A 16659-nucleotide genomic window follows, 5' to 3' on the forward strand; every position below is an offset into this window, starting at 1 on the left:
GAGCTCCTCCAGTCAAGTTAGTAACAGATACGCCGACACTGCCATATATCAATCACGTTTCGGTGTCCGCTATGGCTCGCTCGTCAGACTCCAATTTCTTTCTCGCTATTGTGCGTGATAAAACCTTTCAGGCACGTGAAATTCGACGCGTGATCATGCTTACATTCATTTACCTGGCTATCACCACGGCACTGGTTGGCGTTTTCTATCACCAGATGTTGGGGCGCTTGCTCGATGGTATGGCACCGCTGCTATTTGTTTCCGAAGACATGGCGCTGGCCAATGAAGCATTACCGACACTGTCTGATGTCCTGGGTAATTGGCTGATTGCCATGTTACTAGTCAATGCGGGCATTACCATCATGCTGGGTATCTTCATCACCCGCCGTCTGGGACATCCCATTCTTGCAATCAAGCGCAGCCTGCGTGAAATTGGTGACGGAAACCTGGATGTGCGTCTGCGTGAGTCGGACAAGAACGAATTCGGTGAAATCGCAGGAGAACTGACCGACGCCATGCGCAGCGTACGCGAACAGATTCGTGCCGCTCGAGCCGGCATCAACCAGGTCGGCGAGCTGGAAGCCAATGCTGGCAATGCCGAGGATATCAACCAGGCGCTGTCAGAATGTCGCAATGCACTGGATTACTTTCAGATAGATCGGCCCAGCAGCAGTGCGAACGACGACTCTTCATCGGTAAATCAAAAGGCGGCCTGACATGCGGCTTGAAATCATGAATCCCTCACCGTGTTACCACTTTGCACTACGCCCTCTGGTGGCAGCGACGCTGATTGCGTTGGCATTGCAAGCCTGCAGCGGCGGCAGTGACAGTGGCAGCACAGCCACCAAGGAGCCAGGTGTCAACGGCACCTACCTGTATATATCTACACCTGATTTCTATTTCGGTACCAATGATGTTGGCACCAGTGCCACGCAGAATATACAGATTGCCAATCGTGGTGCTGATATCTATCCCCTGACGTCAATAACGATCTCTGGAGACAATGCAGAGGAATTTTCCACCGATCTTTTTGAAGATATCGTGCTCAACCCTGCCGAAGCCATCACCGTGGGTATCACTTTCCAACCCATCACCGACGGTCGCAAGTTTGCCAATTTCGTCGTTGACTACGAGACCATTCAGCAGGTGGCCGAATCCGTCAATATCAACGAACAGAACTACTACGAAGCCAAGGATCTGGAGAACTCGGGAAACTACTCGGCAGCCGCACAATCCTATAGCGACTATATCGAAGGCGAGCCGGTCACCATCAACAAAGCCAAGGCAACCATCAAACTGCCGGTTATCACCGAGTCAGAAATCTACGGCGACGGTGACGACTTCGATCTCTACCTCTCAGCACTGGATATGCGTGACGAGGGCGATCTGGAAGGTGCCAGCATGCAGCTCGATGTTGTCCATACTTTGTTTCCCGATGGTTATCTGGCAGATGATGCTTTGTATCTACAAGGCTATATCCAGCTGATGGATGAAAAAGACTACTCCGGTGCCTTGCGTACCATGCAGCAACTACGCAAGGAATATCCCGATTCAACTTACTACGATACCGCTCTGTACAGCGAGGCGATTGCCCAGCAGCAGATAGGTAACGATTCGGTTGCTCGCGAGATTTTTCTGGATCTGCGTTATCGGCACACCGGCATCGATACCCTGGGTATCACCATGGCCAAGGACAATCTCGTCTCACGCTTGTGGTTTGATCGGGCCAATAGCGCACTTGATAGCATGGGTACAGCCTGATTGATCCATTACGGGTGCTGCCCCTGAGTTCACGGGGCAAGCACCTTGAATTGTCCTGAAGAATACCCGAGCAGTATTGAAAGAGCGGTGCTTTGGCATCACATTAGTTAGAATAAAGCCCCGCTCTTGCAACTTCAAGGACACCACTGGTATGGAAACTCTTCTGAGCTCTGGCTCTGCATTCTGGATCGGGATAGCGATCGTTACGCTGATCTTTCTCAACTCTTCTGTCAAATTTGTCCCTCAGAACACGGCCTATGTTGTTGAACGTTTCGGCAAGTTCAGAACCACACTGACCGCTGGTCTGAAGTTCATACTACCCATCATCGATCGTGTCGCCTACAAGGTATCGCTGAAGGAACTGGCGCTGGACGTACCCTCGCAATCCGCCATTACCAAAGACAACATCACGCTGACCGTCGACGGCGTTCTGTACTTGAAAGTAATAGACCCTGAAAAATCCAGCTACGGCATCGACAACTATGTATTCGGCGTCACGCAGCTGGCTCAAACCACCATGCGTTCGGAAATCGGCAAGATCACGCTGGACCGCACATTCGAAGAAAGAGATCTGCTCAACTCGGCGATTGTTCAGGCAATCAATGAAGCCGGCGAGGCTTGGGGAACTACCTGCCTTCGCTATGAAATAAAAGATATCACCCCCCCCAAAAGCGTTCTGGAGGCCATGGAACGCCAGATGAAGGCTGAGCGTGACAAGCGCGCCACGGTGCTCGAGTCTGAGGGGCAGCGACAGTCAGCCATCAATATCGCTGAAGGACAACGACAGTCCATCGTTCTGGCGGCCGAAGCGCAGAGAGAACAGCAAATCCTGGAAGCCCAGGGTGAAGCCGAAGCTATTACCACCGTCGCTCAGGCCAAGGCAGGCGCTTTGGAAACGGTCGGCAAGGCAGCAGCAACCGTTGAAGGTCAAAAAGCCGTACAGCTGGATCTGGCGACCCGTGCCATCGCTGCCAAGGCAAGTATCGCCAAAGCCTCCACCATTGTTCTGATGGACGGCAAACAAACAGACGCGGGCCAGGTTGTCGCCGAGAGCATGGCTGTGGTTGCGGCCATGAACTCCAGCGAGGCATTCAAGTCCGGCGGCCATTAGATGGACACCTTGTTCACTAATCAGGCCACACTCTGGCTGACGATCGGTTTCGCATTACTGGCCATCGAAGCCGTCGCCTTCGGCTTTACCAGCGGCCTGTTGCTGTTCGGCAGTCTCGGGGCGATTCTGACGGGCGCATTGTTATGGCTTGCCATCGTTCCCAATACCTTTATTGCCGCAGTTGCCTGCTTTGCCATCAGCACCGCGCTGATTACAGTGATCCTGTGGAGACCCTTGAAGCGCCTGCAAAGTGGCGCTGAACTGGGCCATGATCGCAGCAGTGATCTGATCGGGCATAGCTTCATACTGTCTAGTGACATTGACAACGAGCAATCTGGCAATCAGAAATATTCTGGTATCAACTGGCGGGTGGAGCCAGCTGAGGAACTGGCAGACAAGTCCATTGCTGCCGGCACCCGCGTGTGCGTCACAGCCGTGAGTGTGGGTGTTTTCTTTGTTCAGCCGACCGAGCAGGCATGAGCAATCGTTGATAGAGTTCGCAGAACAGTGCAAACAGCCCCCGACAAACACGGACTGAAAATCTCATGCCTGACAACACCAACCAGACGACTGCCCGCTCCGAACTGATCGCATCCCTGGCCCCTCATGGCATCCTGCGAGCTGGCATCAACATGAGCAACTTCCTGTTGGTGAATCAGACCGATGCCAGCGGTCAACCCGACGGCGTCTCACCCGCCATGGCCCGAGCACTGGCCACCGAGCTGGGACTGGAGTTGAAGCTGATAGCCTACAAAGGCCCCGGCGACGTTGCAGATGGTGCCAGCAAGGGCGAGTGGGATATCGCCAATATTGCACTGGAAGCCGAACGAGCCAAAGTAATCGACTTCAGCCCTGCCTATTGCGAAATACAAGCCACCTATCTCACACCACCCGACTCCCCCATCAACAGCCTGGCTCAGATTGACCAACCGGGCAATCGCATCGCCGTGAAAGAACGCAGCGCCTACGACCTGTGGCTCACCCGTCATATCAAACAGGCAACACTGGTCCGAGCCGCCTCACTGGACGAATCATTCGAACGCTTTCGCGACGAGGGCCTGGAAGTCCTCGCAGGACTACGTCCAAAACTACTCCAGCAACAAACACTGATGCCTGGCTCTACCCTGTTTGACGAAAGCTTCATGGCCGTCCAACAAAGCATGGGGTGCCCGACTGGCAAGACACTGGCTGCAGCCCATATACGAGACTTCGTAAAACGATCCATCGAGTCCGGATTCGTGGCAGAACTGATTGAACGCTATGAAGTGGTGGGGCAGCTGTCAGTGCCGGTGATATCCCCTGAAACGATCGGTTAACGATCAGGATTGCAATGACGCGGTTTAGAAAAGCCTGATCGAAAACCACTAAGTCTCGTTATTGATAGCGTTGCTGATCGTCTTTTTCAGCCATTCTCTGTCATTAGCAGCAATCCATTTACCGAGTTTCATCACACCAAAAGGACAAGCGATTAGCAGCAGGCTTTGTATCAGGGACATAAAACCTGCTTCGCCAGTTTCTTGCACTACAACGACTACCATGATGCCGAAAATAACGAGCGCGAAAACAAGCCAGAACGTCATGAACACTTGCACAAATCGGTTGAGCCGAAAAACTCCGGACAGTTTTGTAGTATTGATTTCAGTTTCAAAATGACCCACAAAAACAGGCCTGAATGAATTCGTTACAAAAGCGGCAGAGCGTTCAAGTTTCACGGAATTAACACCCACAAAGCCTACTATTTTAGGTGAGCCGCCATGAAAGAATCCGAACCGCCTCACTTTTGCCTTTAGCCGGCTAATTGCCAGGTCGGTGGGAACATCAAAAGCCATCTCTAAAATTTCTGAGCCATAAATACTGTGAAATATACTCTTCATAGCCAGGTTACGTTGCAGATTGCTTTTCAGTGAGTTGAGATCCCTGTGGTTCACGCTTAGGATATCGAAATAATTGATACGTAACTGTACTACTTCACTGGACGGATCAACCCTACAAATGGCATATCAACGATGGTCCAGAAGTCTTCATACTAACGGGCGGTCAGGTTGAGAAAGATTCCATGCTGAACCAGGCAATCAACACCTCAAAACACTCCCGCGGGAGCGCTTCCCCATTGACTCAAGCCCCCATTCAAGAGATAATAAGTACCTGTATTAATTAAGGATTCGGCATGGATACCAACCTTGATCTATCTACGATTTCTACCTCCGAACTGGAGTCATCAATCACCCGTTTAAGCTGCGATCTGAACGCGGCAACTTACCGGCAATTGATGCTGCTCGCCGAGTTCGATCGGCGACAGGGCTGGGGCCATGACGGGCTTCGCTCCTGTGCACACTGGTTGAATTGGCGCTGCGGAATTTCGATCGTAGCGGCGCGTGAAAAAATGCGAGTTGCCCATGCGCTGGAAAATCTGCCGCAGACCTGCCAGGCGTTTGTCTCGGGCCAGTTGAGTTACTCCAAGGCAAGAGCCATCACTCGCGTAGGCACTGTCAATAACGAAGCCTGCCTACTCTCATATGCCCGCTACGGCACTGCCAGTCAGCTGGATAAAACCGTCCGACTCTACCGGCAGCAATACCTCGGTGCTGATGCCTTGATGGTCGACTATCACCAACCTGCCCTGACGAATTCAGAGACGAATTCCGAAACTGAAGTCGACCCTTGGGATCAGGAAAACCAGGGTGCCATGCACAACAAGGATTATCGCTTGTTGAATACACGCTGGGATGAGCATGGCTGTCTTTTGATTCAAGCGCGACTGACAGCTGAGCAAGGCGCTCTGGTCATCAAGGCACTGGAGGCGGCGCTCAGTACACTCGCAGAAAGCGAACCATCGGACAGCAGTGAAAGTCATGCGCTGGAAAACACTCCCGCGGGAGCGTCAATTGACGAAGAAGTGTTATCGCATGAGATGAACAAGCGGCCGCCAAGACGCCGGGCCGATGCCTTGCTGTTGATGGCAGAAGCCTTTCTCAAAGACAGCAAAGCTGGCTCATGCACGGATGATCGCTATCAGGTAGTCGTGCATGTCGATAGTGCAGTTCTGGCCAAGGAGCAGTTTGAAAAGCCCAGTGGAGAACCCGATTGTCATGTCGAAAATCAGGTTGCCTTACCGGTCGAGACTGCTCGACGACTCAGTTGTAGCTGCAAAATTGTCACCGCTGTAACCAACGGGTCAGAACCCTTGAACATCGGGCGCAGCACACGGGCTATTCCAACCGGCATCCGGCGAGCGCTGGCTATTCGTGACGGTGCTTGTACTTTTCCGGGCTGCGACTGCCACAAACACCTGGACGCACATCACATTATTCATTGGGCCAATGGCGGCGAGACTTCACTGGAAAACCTGACCCAGCTATGCCATCACCATCACACCCTGATGCACGAAGGTCAGTTCACAGTCGTGCGCCTGTCTGACGGGCAACTCTTGTTCAAACGACCCGACGGCTCAACGATTGCATCGATCGTTGAAGCTGAGTCCGACTGTGACGCTGAATCCATACCCGAATCCAAATTGCCAGTAACTGTCAATGAACTCTGGTCTGGTTGTGGAGATACCATGGACTACGCAATGGCGATGCACAACCTGCATTGCAGGGATAATGCGAGAGCGGCTTGCTGATGGTGAAAAAGCTCATCACCGCTTTGAGAACAACTCTCAGAAAATCCCTTAAAACAAACTGATCTGCTGCCCCGCAAACGGTGCGACCGCAGGCGGCTGTGGATGTACAAATCGCGTCGTGTCGGTGGCGAACACTGGCCGGCCCGTGGCAAGTCCATGACGACGACAGGCCAGTTCGAATTGCTGGCGGATGAAGTCGGCTCTGGGGCCCTCGCCTGAGAAACGGGAACTGAAATCGCTGTTGTTGAGCTTGCCGGCACGCAAGGATCGGATGGCTTTCAATATTCGCTCTTTCTTCAAGGGATAATGAGCGTCCAGCCATTCTGGAAAAAGCTGTGCCAGTTCGTGCGGCAAACGCAGCACGATTGCATTGGCACCGGTTGCCCCTGCCTGGGCACTGGCTGCGACAATGGCGTCTATCTCATGCTCGTTCAGAGCCGGAATAACCGGCGATACGGATACCCTGACGGGTATACCCGCATCGGCCAGCGCCTTCATCGTACGTAGCCGGCGGTGTGGCGCTGCCGCCCTGGGCTCCAGTCGATGGCTCAGCTGATTATCCAGTGTGGTTATAGAAATGGACACGGTGATCAGTTTTCTGGCAGCCAGCTGTGAAAGCAGATCGATATCCCGTTCGATCAGAGCAGACTTGGTAATCAGATAGACAGGGTGTTCGGTTTCCAGCAAGACTTCCAGAATCTGCCGGGTAATTCCCAGGCGCTTTTCCAGTGGCTGATAGGCGTCGGTATTGACACCCAGCGCTATCGGCTTGCACTGATAGCGTGGGTTGGCCAGCTCGCCTCTCAAAAGTTTTGCTGCATCCAGTTTGGCATAGAGCAATCGTTCAAAATCAAGCCCTGCCGAGTGGCCCAGATAGGTGTGTGATGGTCGGGCAAAACAGTAGGCACACCCGTGCTCACAACCCCGATAGGGATTGATCGACTGATCGAAGTGAACATCCGGAGACTGATTGCGCGTGATAACTGTTTTCGCTCTGTCCTCTCGCCACTGGGTACGCGCACTGGTGGCTGACTCCGCGTAGGCATCATCGGTGCAAAGCTGTGCAGTTCGACGCCAGCCATCGTCGATATCCATTCTCTGGAGTGTCTCGAAACGTCCACTGCGATTGCTCTGGGAACCGCGCCCGCGTCGCTTGTCTGGTCTGTCAAACATGGCCTGCTCGTCAGAAGCATTTTTCGCCATACTACTATATTTATAAACAGTATTGCTACTCATTACAGCGCCGTACATGAATGACACCTGATCATCGCTGCTCGAGCGGCTGACCTACACTTGCAGCTTGCGCCCCTGAGCAGCCGACTGGTAGACCAGCTCTTCGAGCTGCAGTGTCAACAGATAAACTTCGGCCCCCGTTTCAAGGCGGCTACCGGTGCGCAAGTGATTGACAACATGCTGCTGAAAAGCCTGTACCGAATCACCGGCAAATCCTGGCCAGTCCTGCGCAGGCAGGATCACCTGATCATCCACGTAGCCGTGAGAGCGCTTGCGCACCTGTCCGTCCCCCTTGATGCTCAGTGTCCCTCGCGTCCCCTCGAACAGCACCTCACCAAAGGTGAGACGTGGATTGTCACTGGAATGATCCAGATGTCGATTGCCATCGAATAGCGCCCGCACGCCATCCTCCATGTCAAACAGGATGAAGCCGGCATCCTCACCGGCAATCACAGGGTTCAGACGTCGCAAATCCGCATAGACTGATTTCACCCGGCCGAACAGATACTGAAAGGTATCGATGTAATGCACCCCGGTTTCATGAATAAGCAGGCGCTGCATGGTCTGGAAATACGGCTGCCTTTCCAGATAGGCTTCCGGCCCCTGTCCATCTCCGGTTCGCAAACGAAAAGTGGCCTGCTGCACCGTGCCAATCTCCCCTGCTTCCATGGCGGCAGCTACCACCCGGAACCAGGGCTGAAACCGGAAGTTCTCGTGCACAATCAGGCACGCATCACTAGCCTTGGCCTCAGCCACGATTTCACGGGCTTCTGCCAGCGACAGACAAAACGGCTTCTGACAGATGATGGTGCTCACACCCGCCGCCAGGGCGCAGCGTATAGCCGCAGCATGAGTAGCAGGCGGTGTGACGATATCCAGAATATCCGGCGATACGTCAGCCAGCATGGTATTCAGGTCAGTGTAAGCCGACTCACAAACCTGTTCTGCACGCGCCAGTTGCGCATCGCAACAGGCGATCAGAGACACAGACTCGATGCGACGCCAGGCTTCATGATGAAACTGGCTGAAATATCCTGCTCCCATACAAGCGACCGTCAAGGTGTCTGCTGCCATGCCATGCTCCCGTGATGCTGTCCTCATGCTCGCATATTATCCGGCGACAACGCCATCGCTCCTGACGCCAGGGACTCAATCAGCGGCCCTGTTGCCCTATACTGCGAGGATATTGCAAATGGTCTCCCGTTTGCGCCCAGGCACGTTCAAAACGAGTATTCATGAAAGACAAATCCGGCTGGAACAAGTATCGCCACAAGCGTCCCGAGATCGTGCCACGCGAATCCGAGCTTGTCATCGAGTCATTGACCAACGCCGGCGATGGTCTTGGGCGCGAAGAGCAACGGGTGATTTTCGTCCCCTATACGGTACCGGGCGACCGTGTGCGCATCAAGATCACACAGCGCAAGAAAACCTATGCGCTCGCCAGCGTGGTTGAGATCCTGGAACCGAGCAAGGACCGCATTAGCGCCCCGTGCGAGTACTTCGAGCGTTGTGGCGGCTGTGATTGGCAGCATGTTCCCTATGCGGTGCAGTTGTCAGCCAAGCAGGAACAGTTGACAGATACTCTGGCACGCATCGGCTTGCTTGAAAATCTGCCCATGAAAACCATCACCCCCTCACCTCAGGAATATGGCTACCGTAACCGTATACAGGGTGAGATCCGCGCTGGACAGTTTCACTACAAATGGCGACGCAGCGATCAACGAATCGCCATCGACAAGTGTGTTATTGCCGAAGATGCCATCAACGAATACCTGGCATCAACTGATCTGACACAAACACTGCAAGGTCGAGTGGAAATCTCGGTTGAAGACGGCGTTGTTACCATGTCTGCCGTGAATGATCGTAATTCCACCGAACTGGGCTTCAGGCAGGTCAATACGGCTGTCAGCGATGTTCTGACGGCTCGCCTGCTGGAACTGGTGGGAAAATCTGAATGCCAGCACATCGTGGATCTCTACTGTGGCCGTGGTCACTGGACCAACCTGATAGCGCAGACTCACCCGGACCGCAAAGTTGTCGGCGTCGATGTATCGGCCGAGAATATTGACGCAGCACGCGCTCAAACTCACGAATTGGCGCTGGAAAATGTCGCTTTCCACCAGGCCGAAGTCGAGAAAACCCTGAAAAAGCTGGGTATCAAGGAAAGTCTGTGCATTGTCGACCCACCTCGCTCTGGCCTCGACACCACCGTGATCGATACCCTGATTGAGGAACCTTGCAAGCATTTGCTGTATGTCTCATGCCACCCTGCAACGCTGGCCAGAGATCTGAAGCGTCTGACTGAATCTGGTTACCGAGTCGTGAGCGTGGAATCACTGGACATGTTCCCGCAAACCGCGCACCTGGAATCCCTCGTGCACCTTGAGCGCATCTAGAACCATCGTTCATCCGCTGCCCGGCGATTTCTTGCCGGGCAGCGCGCTTTACACCTGATAGCCGAGTTCTCCACCATAATTATTGCAGGCTGGAGAACGACTAACAGATAGCCAGAATGCGCTGATATTCGCGAATCAGCTGCTCATCTACCAGGCCACGCCCCTGCGCAAACCCAAACGCCTCGTAATCGCTTTCTTCGCCAGAGACTCGCGTACACGAAGAGTGAAAGGATCCGATACCTGTTTGTGAGCGGATCTGCCCGGCCAATGTCGGGCTCAAGCCGGCACCTGCCATTATGCAGATTCGATTTCCGGCGTATGCCTGCATCTGCCCCAGTTGCACCAGCCCTTCACCCACCTGCCTGGCACCACCGGATGTCAGAATGCGCTCAAACCCCAGAGCGACGGCCTGATCAATTGCCTGTAGCGGATCGTCAAGCATATCGATCACCCGGTGCAAGGTCTTGCCCATCGAACCGGCAGCCTCACACAACCGTTCCAGGCAGGCCTGATCCAGGGCGCCAGCGGTGGTTGCAGCTCCCAGAACAACACCAGCAAGGCCCGCCTCACCCGCCGCTTTGATGTCCACGCACATGATATCTACCTCAGCCTTGCTAAAGCAGAAGTCTCCCGCCCTGGGACGAACCATTGCGTAGACCTGAGCGGCTTGGCCATCAGAGCCAGAGAGCATCTTGTGCGAATTCGCCTGTGCAGCCCTTTGCATGAAGCCATGACTCGGAGTCAACCCACCCAGCGCCAATGCAGCACAGAGTTCGATACGCTCAACACCGGCCTTTTCACACACCGATAGTGCCTGCTCACTATCCACGCACACTTCCAGCTCTGCCCTGGCTGATTGCTGATGCTGAGCAGATAGGGTACTCACAAGGCGGTCAGAACCTGACGCACTCTTAGTGCCGCACCCAACAGCCCCTGTTCGGGACCAGAAGCCGCGGAATACAGCAAGGATGACTGGATATTTATCAAAGAACGGTTACAGACCTCCCTGTCCAACGCCTCGATCAATGCTTCACTACGAGCCAACCCACCGCCAACGGGCACAATGGCCGGACCAATCAGGTTGACCGCGGCGGCCAATGCACCTCCCACCACGTCCAGCCATAGGTCAATGACCTGCTCAGAGTCTTGGCAACCGGACTGCCAGGCTTTCACGATATCCAGACTGGTGGCATGACGGCCATGCAAGTGATGATGCAACCGTTCAATCCCACGCGCCCCACCCAGCGTATCCACACAGCCTTGCTGACCACAACTGCACGACACAACAGGCAAGGCGGTACCGGTGCGCATGGCACTGGCGGGCCCATGTCCCCATTCGCCAGAAAGCCCGCCTAGTCCAACATGCAGGCGACCATCCAGTACCAGCGCTCCACCAACCCCGGTACCCAGAATGACAGCCAGCACACCGCTGTATTGCCGAGCCCTGCCCAGATGGGCTTCAGCCAAAGCAAACGCATCGGCATCGTTGATCAGAACCACACCTCTACCCAGGATCAGCTCCAGCTCCCGGGCCAGTTCGTGGCCACTGATACACGGTATGTTGGCACTGTTGATCTGGCCTGTCTGAGGGTCAATGACGCCAGCAATGGACACGCCCAGAGTGCTGCTATCAGGTGGACAAATGCGCTTTATGGCCGCGCAGAAATCATCAAAATGATCCACCGGGGTTGCCATCCGCGCATGTTCCGTAATCTGACCCGACTCGGTGACAGATGCTGCAACGATTTTTGAACCACCGATATCAAGACAGAGGTTCATCGACATAAACATGCCGTGATCGATGAGGGATGAAAATGTACCGCTTGGCAGGCTTTATGAGAGTTCAAATGACTGTTCGACTTGACTGAAAATACCTTTCAAACTATCACATCAATAGCCGGCTCTGGCAGCACGAGCAATCAGTCATGCAACAGGCACTGTCGCAACCTCGTCGGCTTTCTGTTCACGTAGCATGTCCAGAATGGCCTCTTTCAGATTCTCTGGAGAAACCGGTTTGGTGAGACAGTGAAAGCCGGCTCTTTCAATCTCATGCAATTCATCAGCTCCCGAGGCACCACTCACCAACATGGCCGGCATAGCCTGCTCCAGGACTTCACGCAATAGTTGAATCGCATCGAGTCCGCTGCAGCCGTTTGCCAGATGCAAATCACACACCACCGCATCCGGCTCAAGGGCAAGAGAGAACAATCGTTGCAGCCCTTCTTCCGCATCACGCACACACACAGCGATGCACCCCCACTGAGTCAGCATGCTTTGCATGGCGTCCCGTATGGCGACATCATCATCGATAAAAACGATGCAACGTCGCAACAGATTTTCCTCTGTTTTCACAGATTCAAATGCCCGACTATCACCAGGATCACTGGAATTCGATTCACGTTCGGGTGATGAATCGCACGATTCAACGCCTGTCGCCATCAGCAACCTGACTTCCGTACCGCCGCCCTTAGCCACATCCAACTTGATATCTATATCAAGCAATGCGCTCAGTCTGTGCACTATGGATAATCCAAGCCCAACCCCTGAAGCCCTCTGACTATCACCCTCCATCAGCTGATAGAACTCACTGAATACTTTCTGGCGCTCAGAGTCGGGTATGCCATGCCCGGTATCACTGACAAGGATGCTCAGACCCGCGCTTTCACGGCGGACAATGATGGACACACCTCCGGTCTCGGTAAATTTGATGGCATTGCTGATCAGATTTCGCAATATCCGGGCAAACAAGGTGCGATCGGTATAGATAATTTCATTCGGGTAATCACACACACAATACAAGCCTTTCTCACTGGCCACCGGCGAGAACTCTAGCGAGAGTAGCTCGAAAATCGATTCCAGAGAGACTGCCTCATATTCCGGCTTTACTACATTGGCATCCAGCCTTGAGACATCCAGCAGGCTGTTGAACATATTGTTGAGGGCCACCGTCGATTTTTCGATGGATTCAAACAGCTTCTGATTTGTCTCATTCTCGCTCTTCTGTCGCAAAGCGTGATGAAAAAGCCCGAGGGCATGTAATGGTTGTCGCAGATCATGGCTCGCTGTTGCCAGAAAGCGGCTCTTGTCGATAACCGCTTGTTCGGCACGTGCCTGGGCTTTTTGCGCGAACGACTGCTGCAATGACAAGCTTTCAACAAGGGCCTTGTTTTCAAGGTTCAGTCGGGCAATGTGTCGGTAACGGTTCTGAGTCAGGCGCCCCAGCAACTCAATACTGAGCACTGTTATCACGATGATCAGCGCCAGCAACCACAAGTCCTTTCCCCCACTGTAGACAAGCATTACAACCATAGGCGTTACCAGACTTGACAACATGAACCGGGAAACAGGCGGAAAAAACACGGTAACTGCAGACAATATGCAAACCAGAGAACAGAAAGCCCCAATCAACAATAGTCTGTTCTGATCAGGCATGGGATAGAAAACGGCCAGACTCGCCAGTCCGTATATGACACCTGAATAGACCGAACCTGCATCAAAAACAAGCCGCCAGCAAGGGGCGCATTGCTTACTCTGAGACAATCGTTTGTACTTTTCACCGACGTAAACCTTGATCGCCCCCTCAATGACACAGGCGACCAGAAACCAGACAAGCCATAAAGTCGGCACATGCCCCCTTACGGCATAGATACCAACGCCCAGAATCGCAAATACCGATATTGCGTAGTACTTGCTATGTACAAGCACGTCACGAATCAGCATATGCTCCCAGTCATTCAAGGGAACGGTTCGGTAGTCTCGATAGGACGAGGCAATTGTGGCAATCCATGACCTGTTGCCGCTCTCGCCTCTCATCCCTCTCTCTCGATCTGCATACGCACAAACACCGGTCATGGAGCAACAAGATTTCCGGATGAGGCCCCTGAAATCCTAAACTGACAACAAATGCGTCGACTGTCTCGCTGGCAAATGTCGGTGACCCTGTGTGAGTCGAGGCATGATAATTCCTCGTAATACAGCCTCAAGAGCCTGGGTGGTAGAAACCAATCAGCTACGAGGGGTTTCTGTCGTGCAGGCTCCTAGTCGTATGTATAACCCATTTCCAGATTTATTGCGATTCGATCCGTATTGACAATGTCTCTGTCTCAAGCTGGACAAGGGTTTGTTCATTGAGATGCACATGACCATCGATAGTCGTCGGCGTGAAACTGACGGCATACTCACCGGGTGCTGACATTGCATAATAATCAGCGATATTCATCTGCACGTCGACCCGCTCATGAGCGGGTATTTTCAGATAATCCTCTTCTGAGGGTGATGATCTCTTGACCATTCGCCCCTCATAGGCGACTGGCTCTCCATCCAGTGTGACGGTAAAAACATCTGCTGACAGATTACGTTCCAGCGGAGTATTCCAGATCAGTAAATCAATCTCAGTGTCACTGTTATTGCGGACATAGAATGTGAGTTCGGATCTGACAGCCTTGTCATCGTCAGCTTCTATACCTGCAACCAACACCGCTTGCATCGAGTCTTCCGGCATTTTAACAACCTTGTTGATCTGCTCGCTCGCACTGCAGGCGCTGCCTCCCAGAACCATCATCAGAGCAAAAACCGCGAAAGTCTTGAAGTGCATCATCCCCGCCCCCTTCTCGTCACTGAACGTTGATAGGCAAGCGATAGCAGTAGCACACCGAGTCCCCAGAAATTCAAGGAACCAATACCACTACTACTACTTGATGCTATTGGCGTTACGGATGGAACCAGATCATCATCCGGAATTGCTGGCGTTGTTGTAGGCGCATCAGGTACTGATGGTGTGACAGGGACAACCGGTGCTGGGTCATCATCGTCCGGCAGTGGTGCGATGGGATCTGCTGTCTGTGAGGTTGCCAACAGTGAATAATCGGAGGCCGTGGAGCCGACAACCAATACGTAGTAGGTATTGTCCGGCAACGGCAAGTCACAGCTATCCGTCGTTGAGTCGGCAATAATCGAAGCAGATGCGCAGACCAGGTTCGCATCGACAAAGTCTATGGAATCGAAGATATAAAGATCAGCATCACCACTGAGTGACTCCAGCTCGACAAGTTGCGCACCATTTACCAGATAGACGTCTCGCGCATTCTCTTCCAATGCGCCTGCCAAGGCGCTATCCAGTTCCAGAGTTACTGCTGCTGGCGCGACGGGCTCCGGGGAGCTGGCTTCCAGCGTGAAGCTGGCCGAGGTAAACCCGAAAACCCGGATATACACGGTACCTTCCACAAAATTCTCACAGATATCGACCGCATTTGCATTGATCGAATTACAGCTCTCTGCACTCAGTGCCTCATCCGTGTAAACATACAGATCGGCATCGCCAGAGATTGAGGTCAAAGTGATCTTCTGAGCACCGCTCACCTGGTAGGTAATGAAGTCATCGCTGCCCACCGTTCCACTGAGCGAGGTATCCAGCGTCAACGTCGTGTGCTGCAAGGGCTGCGTAGGATTCGTGGTACCGAGAATTTCCAGTTCAGGAGTATTTTCTGCAAAATATTCATGGCTATCGGCATTGGCAATGGCTTTCTCCGGATCTGTCGTGGCCAGACTTTGCGCGCCCCGCTGCGAGTAGACGTTATCGTCGGTATCAGCAAGTACGGTGAAATGCGACAGTTCATGAACGATGGTGCCCGCGCGTGAATCTGTACCACTCAGACTTGCCGAACGGAACGATGGACAGAGATAGATCTCATACGGCCTGCTCGGAAACACATAGGCATACGTATTTCGCTCATCGCAGCTGCAGTCATACTGAATCTGTTCGTCTGCCAGTGCCGTGCCGATTGACTGGAAATTAGACAACACTCGAGTAAAGCGCGCCTCCTCATACTCACCGAACCAGGTAACGTATCGCGGTGAACCGGAGCGCTCATCGCTGGCCAGACTCTCAAGATCCGCAATAGCGGTGTTCACGTACTCCTGCGCCAGCTCTGTGGCCGCAAATATATCGGCCTGCTCCTGCACTGAACAGCTTTCATAGGCCGGCGTCAGCGCACGCAGCGACACTGCAGGAGCCATGTTCACAGCCACACTGTTGGATTTCAGGGTATCAACACTCAGCAGCTCAGGCTCCGGCGCCTTACGCACCGAAGTACTCTTTGAGGATGAGCTCTCGACGCTATACCGCAACTGGCCAGCAAAACTCACGCTGCGTCCATCTGCTTTGTCAATACGGTAATAGTCATTCAGTTTGACGGTACGGCTGGCAGTCTCGCCCGGTGCCAGAACCAGATACTCATCAGTCGTCGGTACGCCACGCTTGACTGAACGACCTATATAAGCGGCTTGCTCAACCAGCGGCCAGTCCTTGCTATAGCGTTCTACCCGAAAGACGTCGCTGGACAAGGCATCTTCGAATGGTGTATCCCAACGCAATACTGATAGCGTACTGCTGCCTGTATTGGTCAGAGAGACTGCCACACTGCCGGCCGCGCTGCCTGGCTCAAGAACAAGCCGCAACGGACCTGCGTGCACGGCCATCGACGAGAGGCAGCACAATAAAACGGCAGCAAAGCGGGTTATGCGAAAGCGCATCCGGA

General features: G+C 53.4%; 15 protein-coding genes. 7 read left to right on the forward strand and 8 right to left on the reverse strand.

Going from position 1 to position 16659, the window contains the following annotated elements; all coding sequences use genetic code 11:
- Window positions 1–71: 71 nt before the first annotated feature.
- The 5 genes from IMCC3135_RS21440 to IMCC3135_RS21460 all read left to right on the forward strand — a co-directional run bounded on the left by IMCC3135_RS21440 (window position 72) and on the right by IMCC3135_RS21460 (window position 4188).
- Window positions 72–716 carry a HAMP domain-containing protein gene (locus tag IMCC3135_RS21440; RefSeq protein ID WP_088919457.1) on the forward strand — a complete coding sequence of 215 codons (645 nt, stop codon included), beginning with the start codon at window positions 72–74 and terminating at the stop codon, window positions 714–716.
- Between the two features lie 16 nt (window positions 717–732).
- Window positions 733–1761, forward strand: coding sequence for a tetratricopeptide repeat protein (locus IMCC3135_RS21445; RefSeq protein ID WP_157736166.1), 1029 nt, complete (start codon window positions 733–735; stop codon window positions 1759–1761).
- A gap of 151 nt (window positions 1762–1912) precedes the next feature.
- Window positions 1913–2872, forward strand: coding sequence for an SPFH domain-containing protein (locus IMCC3135_RS21450; RefSeq protein ID WP_088919459.1), 960 nt, complete (start codon window positions 1913–1915; stop codon window positions 2870–2872).
- Window positions 2873–3352, forward strand: a complete 480-nt coding sequence (locus IMCC3135_RS21455; protein WP_088919460.1) for an NfeD family protein — start codon at window positions 2873–2875, stop codon at window positions 3350–3352.
- A gap of 65 nt (window positions 3353–3417) precedes the next feature.
- A complete protein-coding gene (locus tag IMCC3135_RS21460) occupies window positions 3418–4188 on the forward strand; it encodes a transporter substrate-binding domain-containing protein (protein ID WP_088919461.1) in 771 nt (256 codons plus the stop codon).
- 48 nt (window positions 4189–4236) lie between these two features.
- Here the strand turns inward: IMCC3135_RS21460 and IMCC3135_RS21465 are convergent, their stop codons facing one another.
- The gene (locus IMCC3135_RS21465) at window positions 4237–4800 is read right to left on the reverse strand and encodes a hypothetical protein (RefSeq protein ID WP_169727505.1); all 564 of its coding nucleotides are present in this window, start codon (window positions 4798–4800) and stop codon (window positions 4237–4239) included.
- 239 nt (window positions 4801–5039) lie between these two features.
- Here IMCC3135_RS21465 and IMCC3135_RS21475 point away from each other — a divergent pair, with 239 nt between their 5' ends.
- Complete coding sequence (locus IMCC3135_RS21475; protein ID WP_088919463.1) at window positions 5040–6494, forward strand: HNH endonuclease signature motif containing protein; 1455 nt, start codon at window positions 5040–5042, stop codon at window positions 6492–6494.
- 48 nt (window positions 6495–6542) lie between these two features.
- Here IMCC3135_RS21475 and IMCC3135_RS21480 read toward each other — a convergent pair whose 3' ends face one another.
- Together IMCC3135_RS21480 and IMCC3135_RS21485 are read right to left on the reverse strand one after the other, a co-directional pair.
- Entirely contained in the window at window positions 6543–7667 is a 1125-nt protein-coding gene (locus tag IMCC3135_RS21480; protein WP_088921999.1) for a PA0069 family radical SAM protein, read from the reverse strand.
- Window positions 7668–7781: 114 nt separating this feature from the next.
- On the reverse strand, window positions 7782–8828 hold the full coding sequence (locus IMCC3135_RS21485) for a Gfo/Idh/MocA family protein (protein WP_205737661.1): 1047 nt from the start codon (window positions 8826–8828) through the stop codon (window positions 7782–7784).
- 134 nt (window positions 8829–8962) lie between these two features.
- Between IMCC3135_RS21485 and IMCC3135_RS21490 the strand changes: the two genes are divergently transcribed.
- Window positions 8963–10123 carry a class I SAM-dependent RNA methyltransferase gene (locus IMCC3135_RS21490; protein ID WP_088919465.1) on the forward strand — a complete coding sequence of 387 codons (1161 nt, stop codon included), beginning with the start codon at window positions 8963–8965 and terminating at the stop codon, window positions 10121–10123.
- 100 nt (window positions 10124–10223) lie between these two features.
- Here the strand turns inward: IMCC3135_RS21490 and IMCC3135_RS21495 are convergent, their stop codons facing one another.
- The 5 genes from IMCC3135_RS21495 to IMCC3135_RS21515 form a co-directional block, all read right to left on the reverse strand.
- Window positions 10224–11009, reverse strand: coding sequence for a copper homeostasis protein CutC (locus IMCC3135_RS21495; RefSeq protein ID WP_157736167.1), 786 nt, complete (start codon window positions 11007–11009; stop codon window positions 10224–10226).
- Window positions 11006–11908: an ROK family protein gene (locus IMCC3135_RS21500; RefSeq protein WP_205737662.1), complete on the reverse strand. Its 903-nt coding sequence runs from the start codon at window positions 11906–11908 to the stop codon at window positions 11006–11008. The genes IMCC3135_RS21495 and IMCC3135_RS21500 overlap by 4 nt, the downstream gene beginning before the upstream one ends.
- Before the next feature lie 138 nt (window positions 11909–12046).
- A complete protein-coding gene (locus IMCC3135_RS21505) occupies window positions 12047–13936 on the reverse strand; it encodes an ATP-binding response regulator (RefSeq protein ID WP_169727506.1) in 1890 nt (629 codons plus the stop codon).
- 253 nt (window positions 13937–14189) lie between these two features.
- Window positions 14190–14720 carry a hypothetical protein gene (locus tag IMCC3135_RS21510; protein ID WP_088919469.1) on the reverse strand — a complete coding sequence of 177 codons (531 nt, stop codon included), beginning with the start codon at window positions 14718–14720 and terminating at the stop codon, window positions 14190–14192.
- A complete protein-coding gene (locus IMCC3135_RS21515; protein WP_088919470.1) occupies window positions 14717–16654 on the reverse strand; it encodes a M35 family metallo-endopeptidase in 1938 nt (645 codons plus the stop codon). Before IMCC3135_RS21515 ends, IMCC3135_RS21510 begins: the two co-directional genes overlap by 4 nt.
- Window positions 16655–16659: the final 5 nt, after the last annotated feature.

The sequence above is a fragment of the Granulosicoccus antarcticus IMCC3135 genome, from assembly GCF_002215215.1.
Classification (GTDB): Bacteria; Pseudomonadota; Gammaproteobacteria; order Granulosicoccales; family Granulosicoccaceae; genus Granulosicoccus; species Granulosicoccus antarcticus.

Excerpts from the sequence above, each read along its gene's own strand:
- IMCC3135_RS21440 (WP_088919457.1), top strand. The coding sequence starts at position 72 with ATGGCTCGCTCGTCAGACTCCAATTTCTTTCTCGCTATTGTGCGTGAT.
- IMCC3135_RS21445 (WP_157736166.1), top strand. The coding sequence starts at position 733 with ATGAATCCCTCACCGTGTTACCACTTTGCACTACGCCCTCTGGTGGCA.
- IMCC3135_RS21450 (WP_088919459.1), top strand. The coding sequence starts at position 1,913 with ATGGAAACTCTTCTGAGCTCTGGCTCTGCATTCTGGATCGGGATAGCG.
- IMCC3135_RS21455 (WP_088919460.1), top strand. The coding sequence starts at position 2,873 with ATGGACACCTTGTTCACTAATCAGGCCACACTCTGGCTGACGATCGGT.
- IMCC3135_RS21460 (WP_088919461.1), top strand. The coding sequence starts at position 3,418 with ATGCCTGACAACACCAACCAGACGACTGCCCGCTCCGAACTGATCGCA.
- IMCC3135_RS21475 (WP_088919463.1), top strand. The coding sequence starts at position 5,040 with ATGGATACCAACCTTGATCTATCTACGATTTCTACCTCCGAACTGGAG.
- IMCC3135_RS21480 (WP_088921999.1), bottom strand. The coding sequence starts at position 7,667 with ATGTTTGACAGACCAGACAAGCGACGCGGGCGCGGTTCCCAGAGCAAT.
- IMCC3135_RS21485 (WP_205737661.1), bottom strand. The coding sequence starts at position 8,828 with ATGAGGACAGCATCACGGGAGCATGGCATGGCAGCAGACACCTTGACG.
- IMCC3135_RS21490 (WP_088919465.1), top strand. The coding sequence starts at position 8,963 with ATGAAAGACAAATCCGGCTGGAACAAGTATCGCCACAAGCGTCCCGAG.
- IMCC3135_RS21500 (WP_205737662.1), bottom strand. The coding sequence starts at position 11,908 with ATGTCGATGAACCTCTGTCTTGATATCGGTGGTTCAAAAATCGTTGCA.
- IMCC3135_RS21505 (WP_169727506.1), bottom strand. The coding sequence starts at position 13,936 with ATGAGAGGCGAGAGCGGCAACAGGTCATGGATTGCCACAATTGCCTCG.
- IMCC3135_RS21510 (WP_088919469.1), bottom strand. The coding sequence starts at position 14,720 with ATGATGCACTTCAAGACTTTCGCGGTTTTTGCTCTGATGATGGTTCTG.
- IMCC3135_RS21515 (WP_088919470.1), bottom strand. The coding sequence starts at position 16,654 with ATGCGCTTTCGCATAACCCGCTTTGCTGCCGTTTTATTGTGCTGCCTC.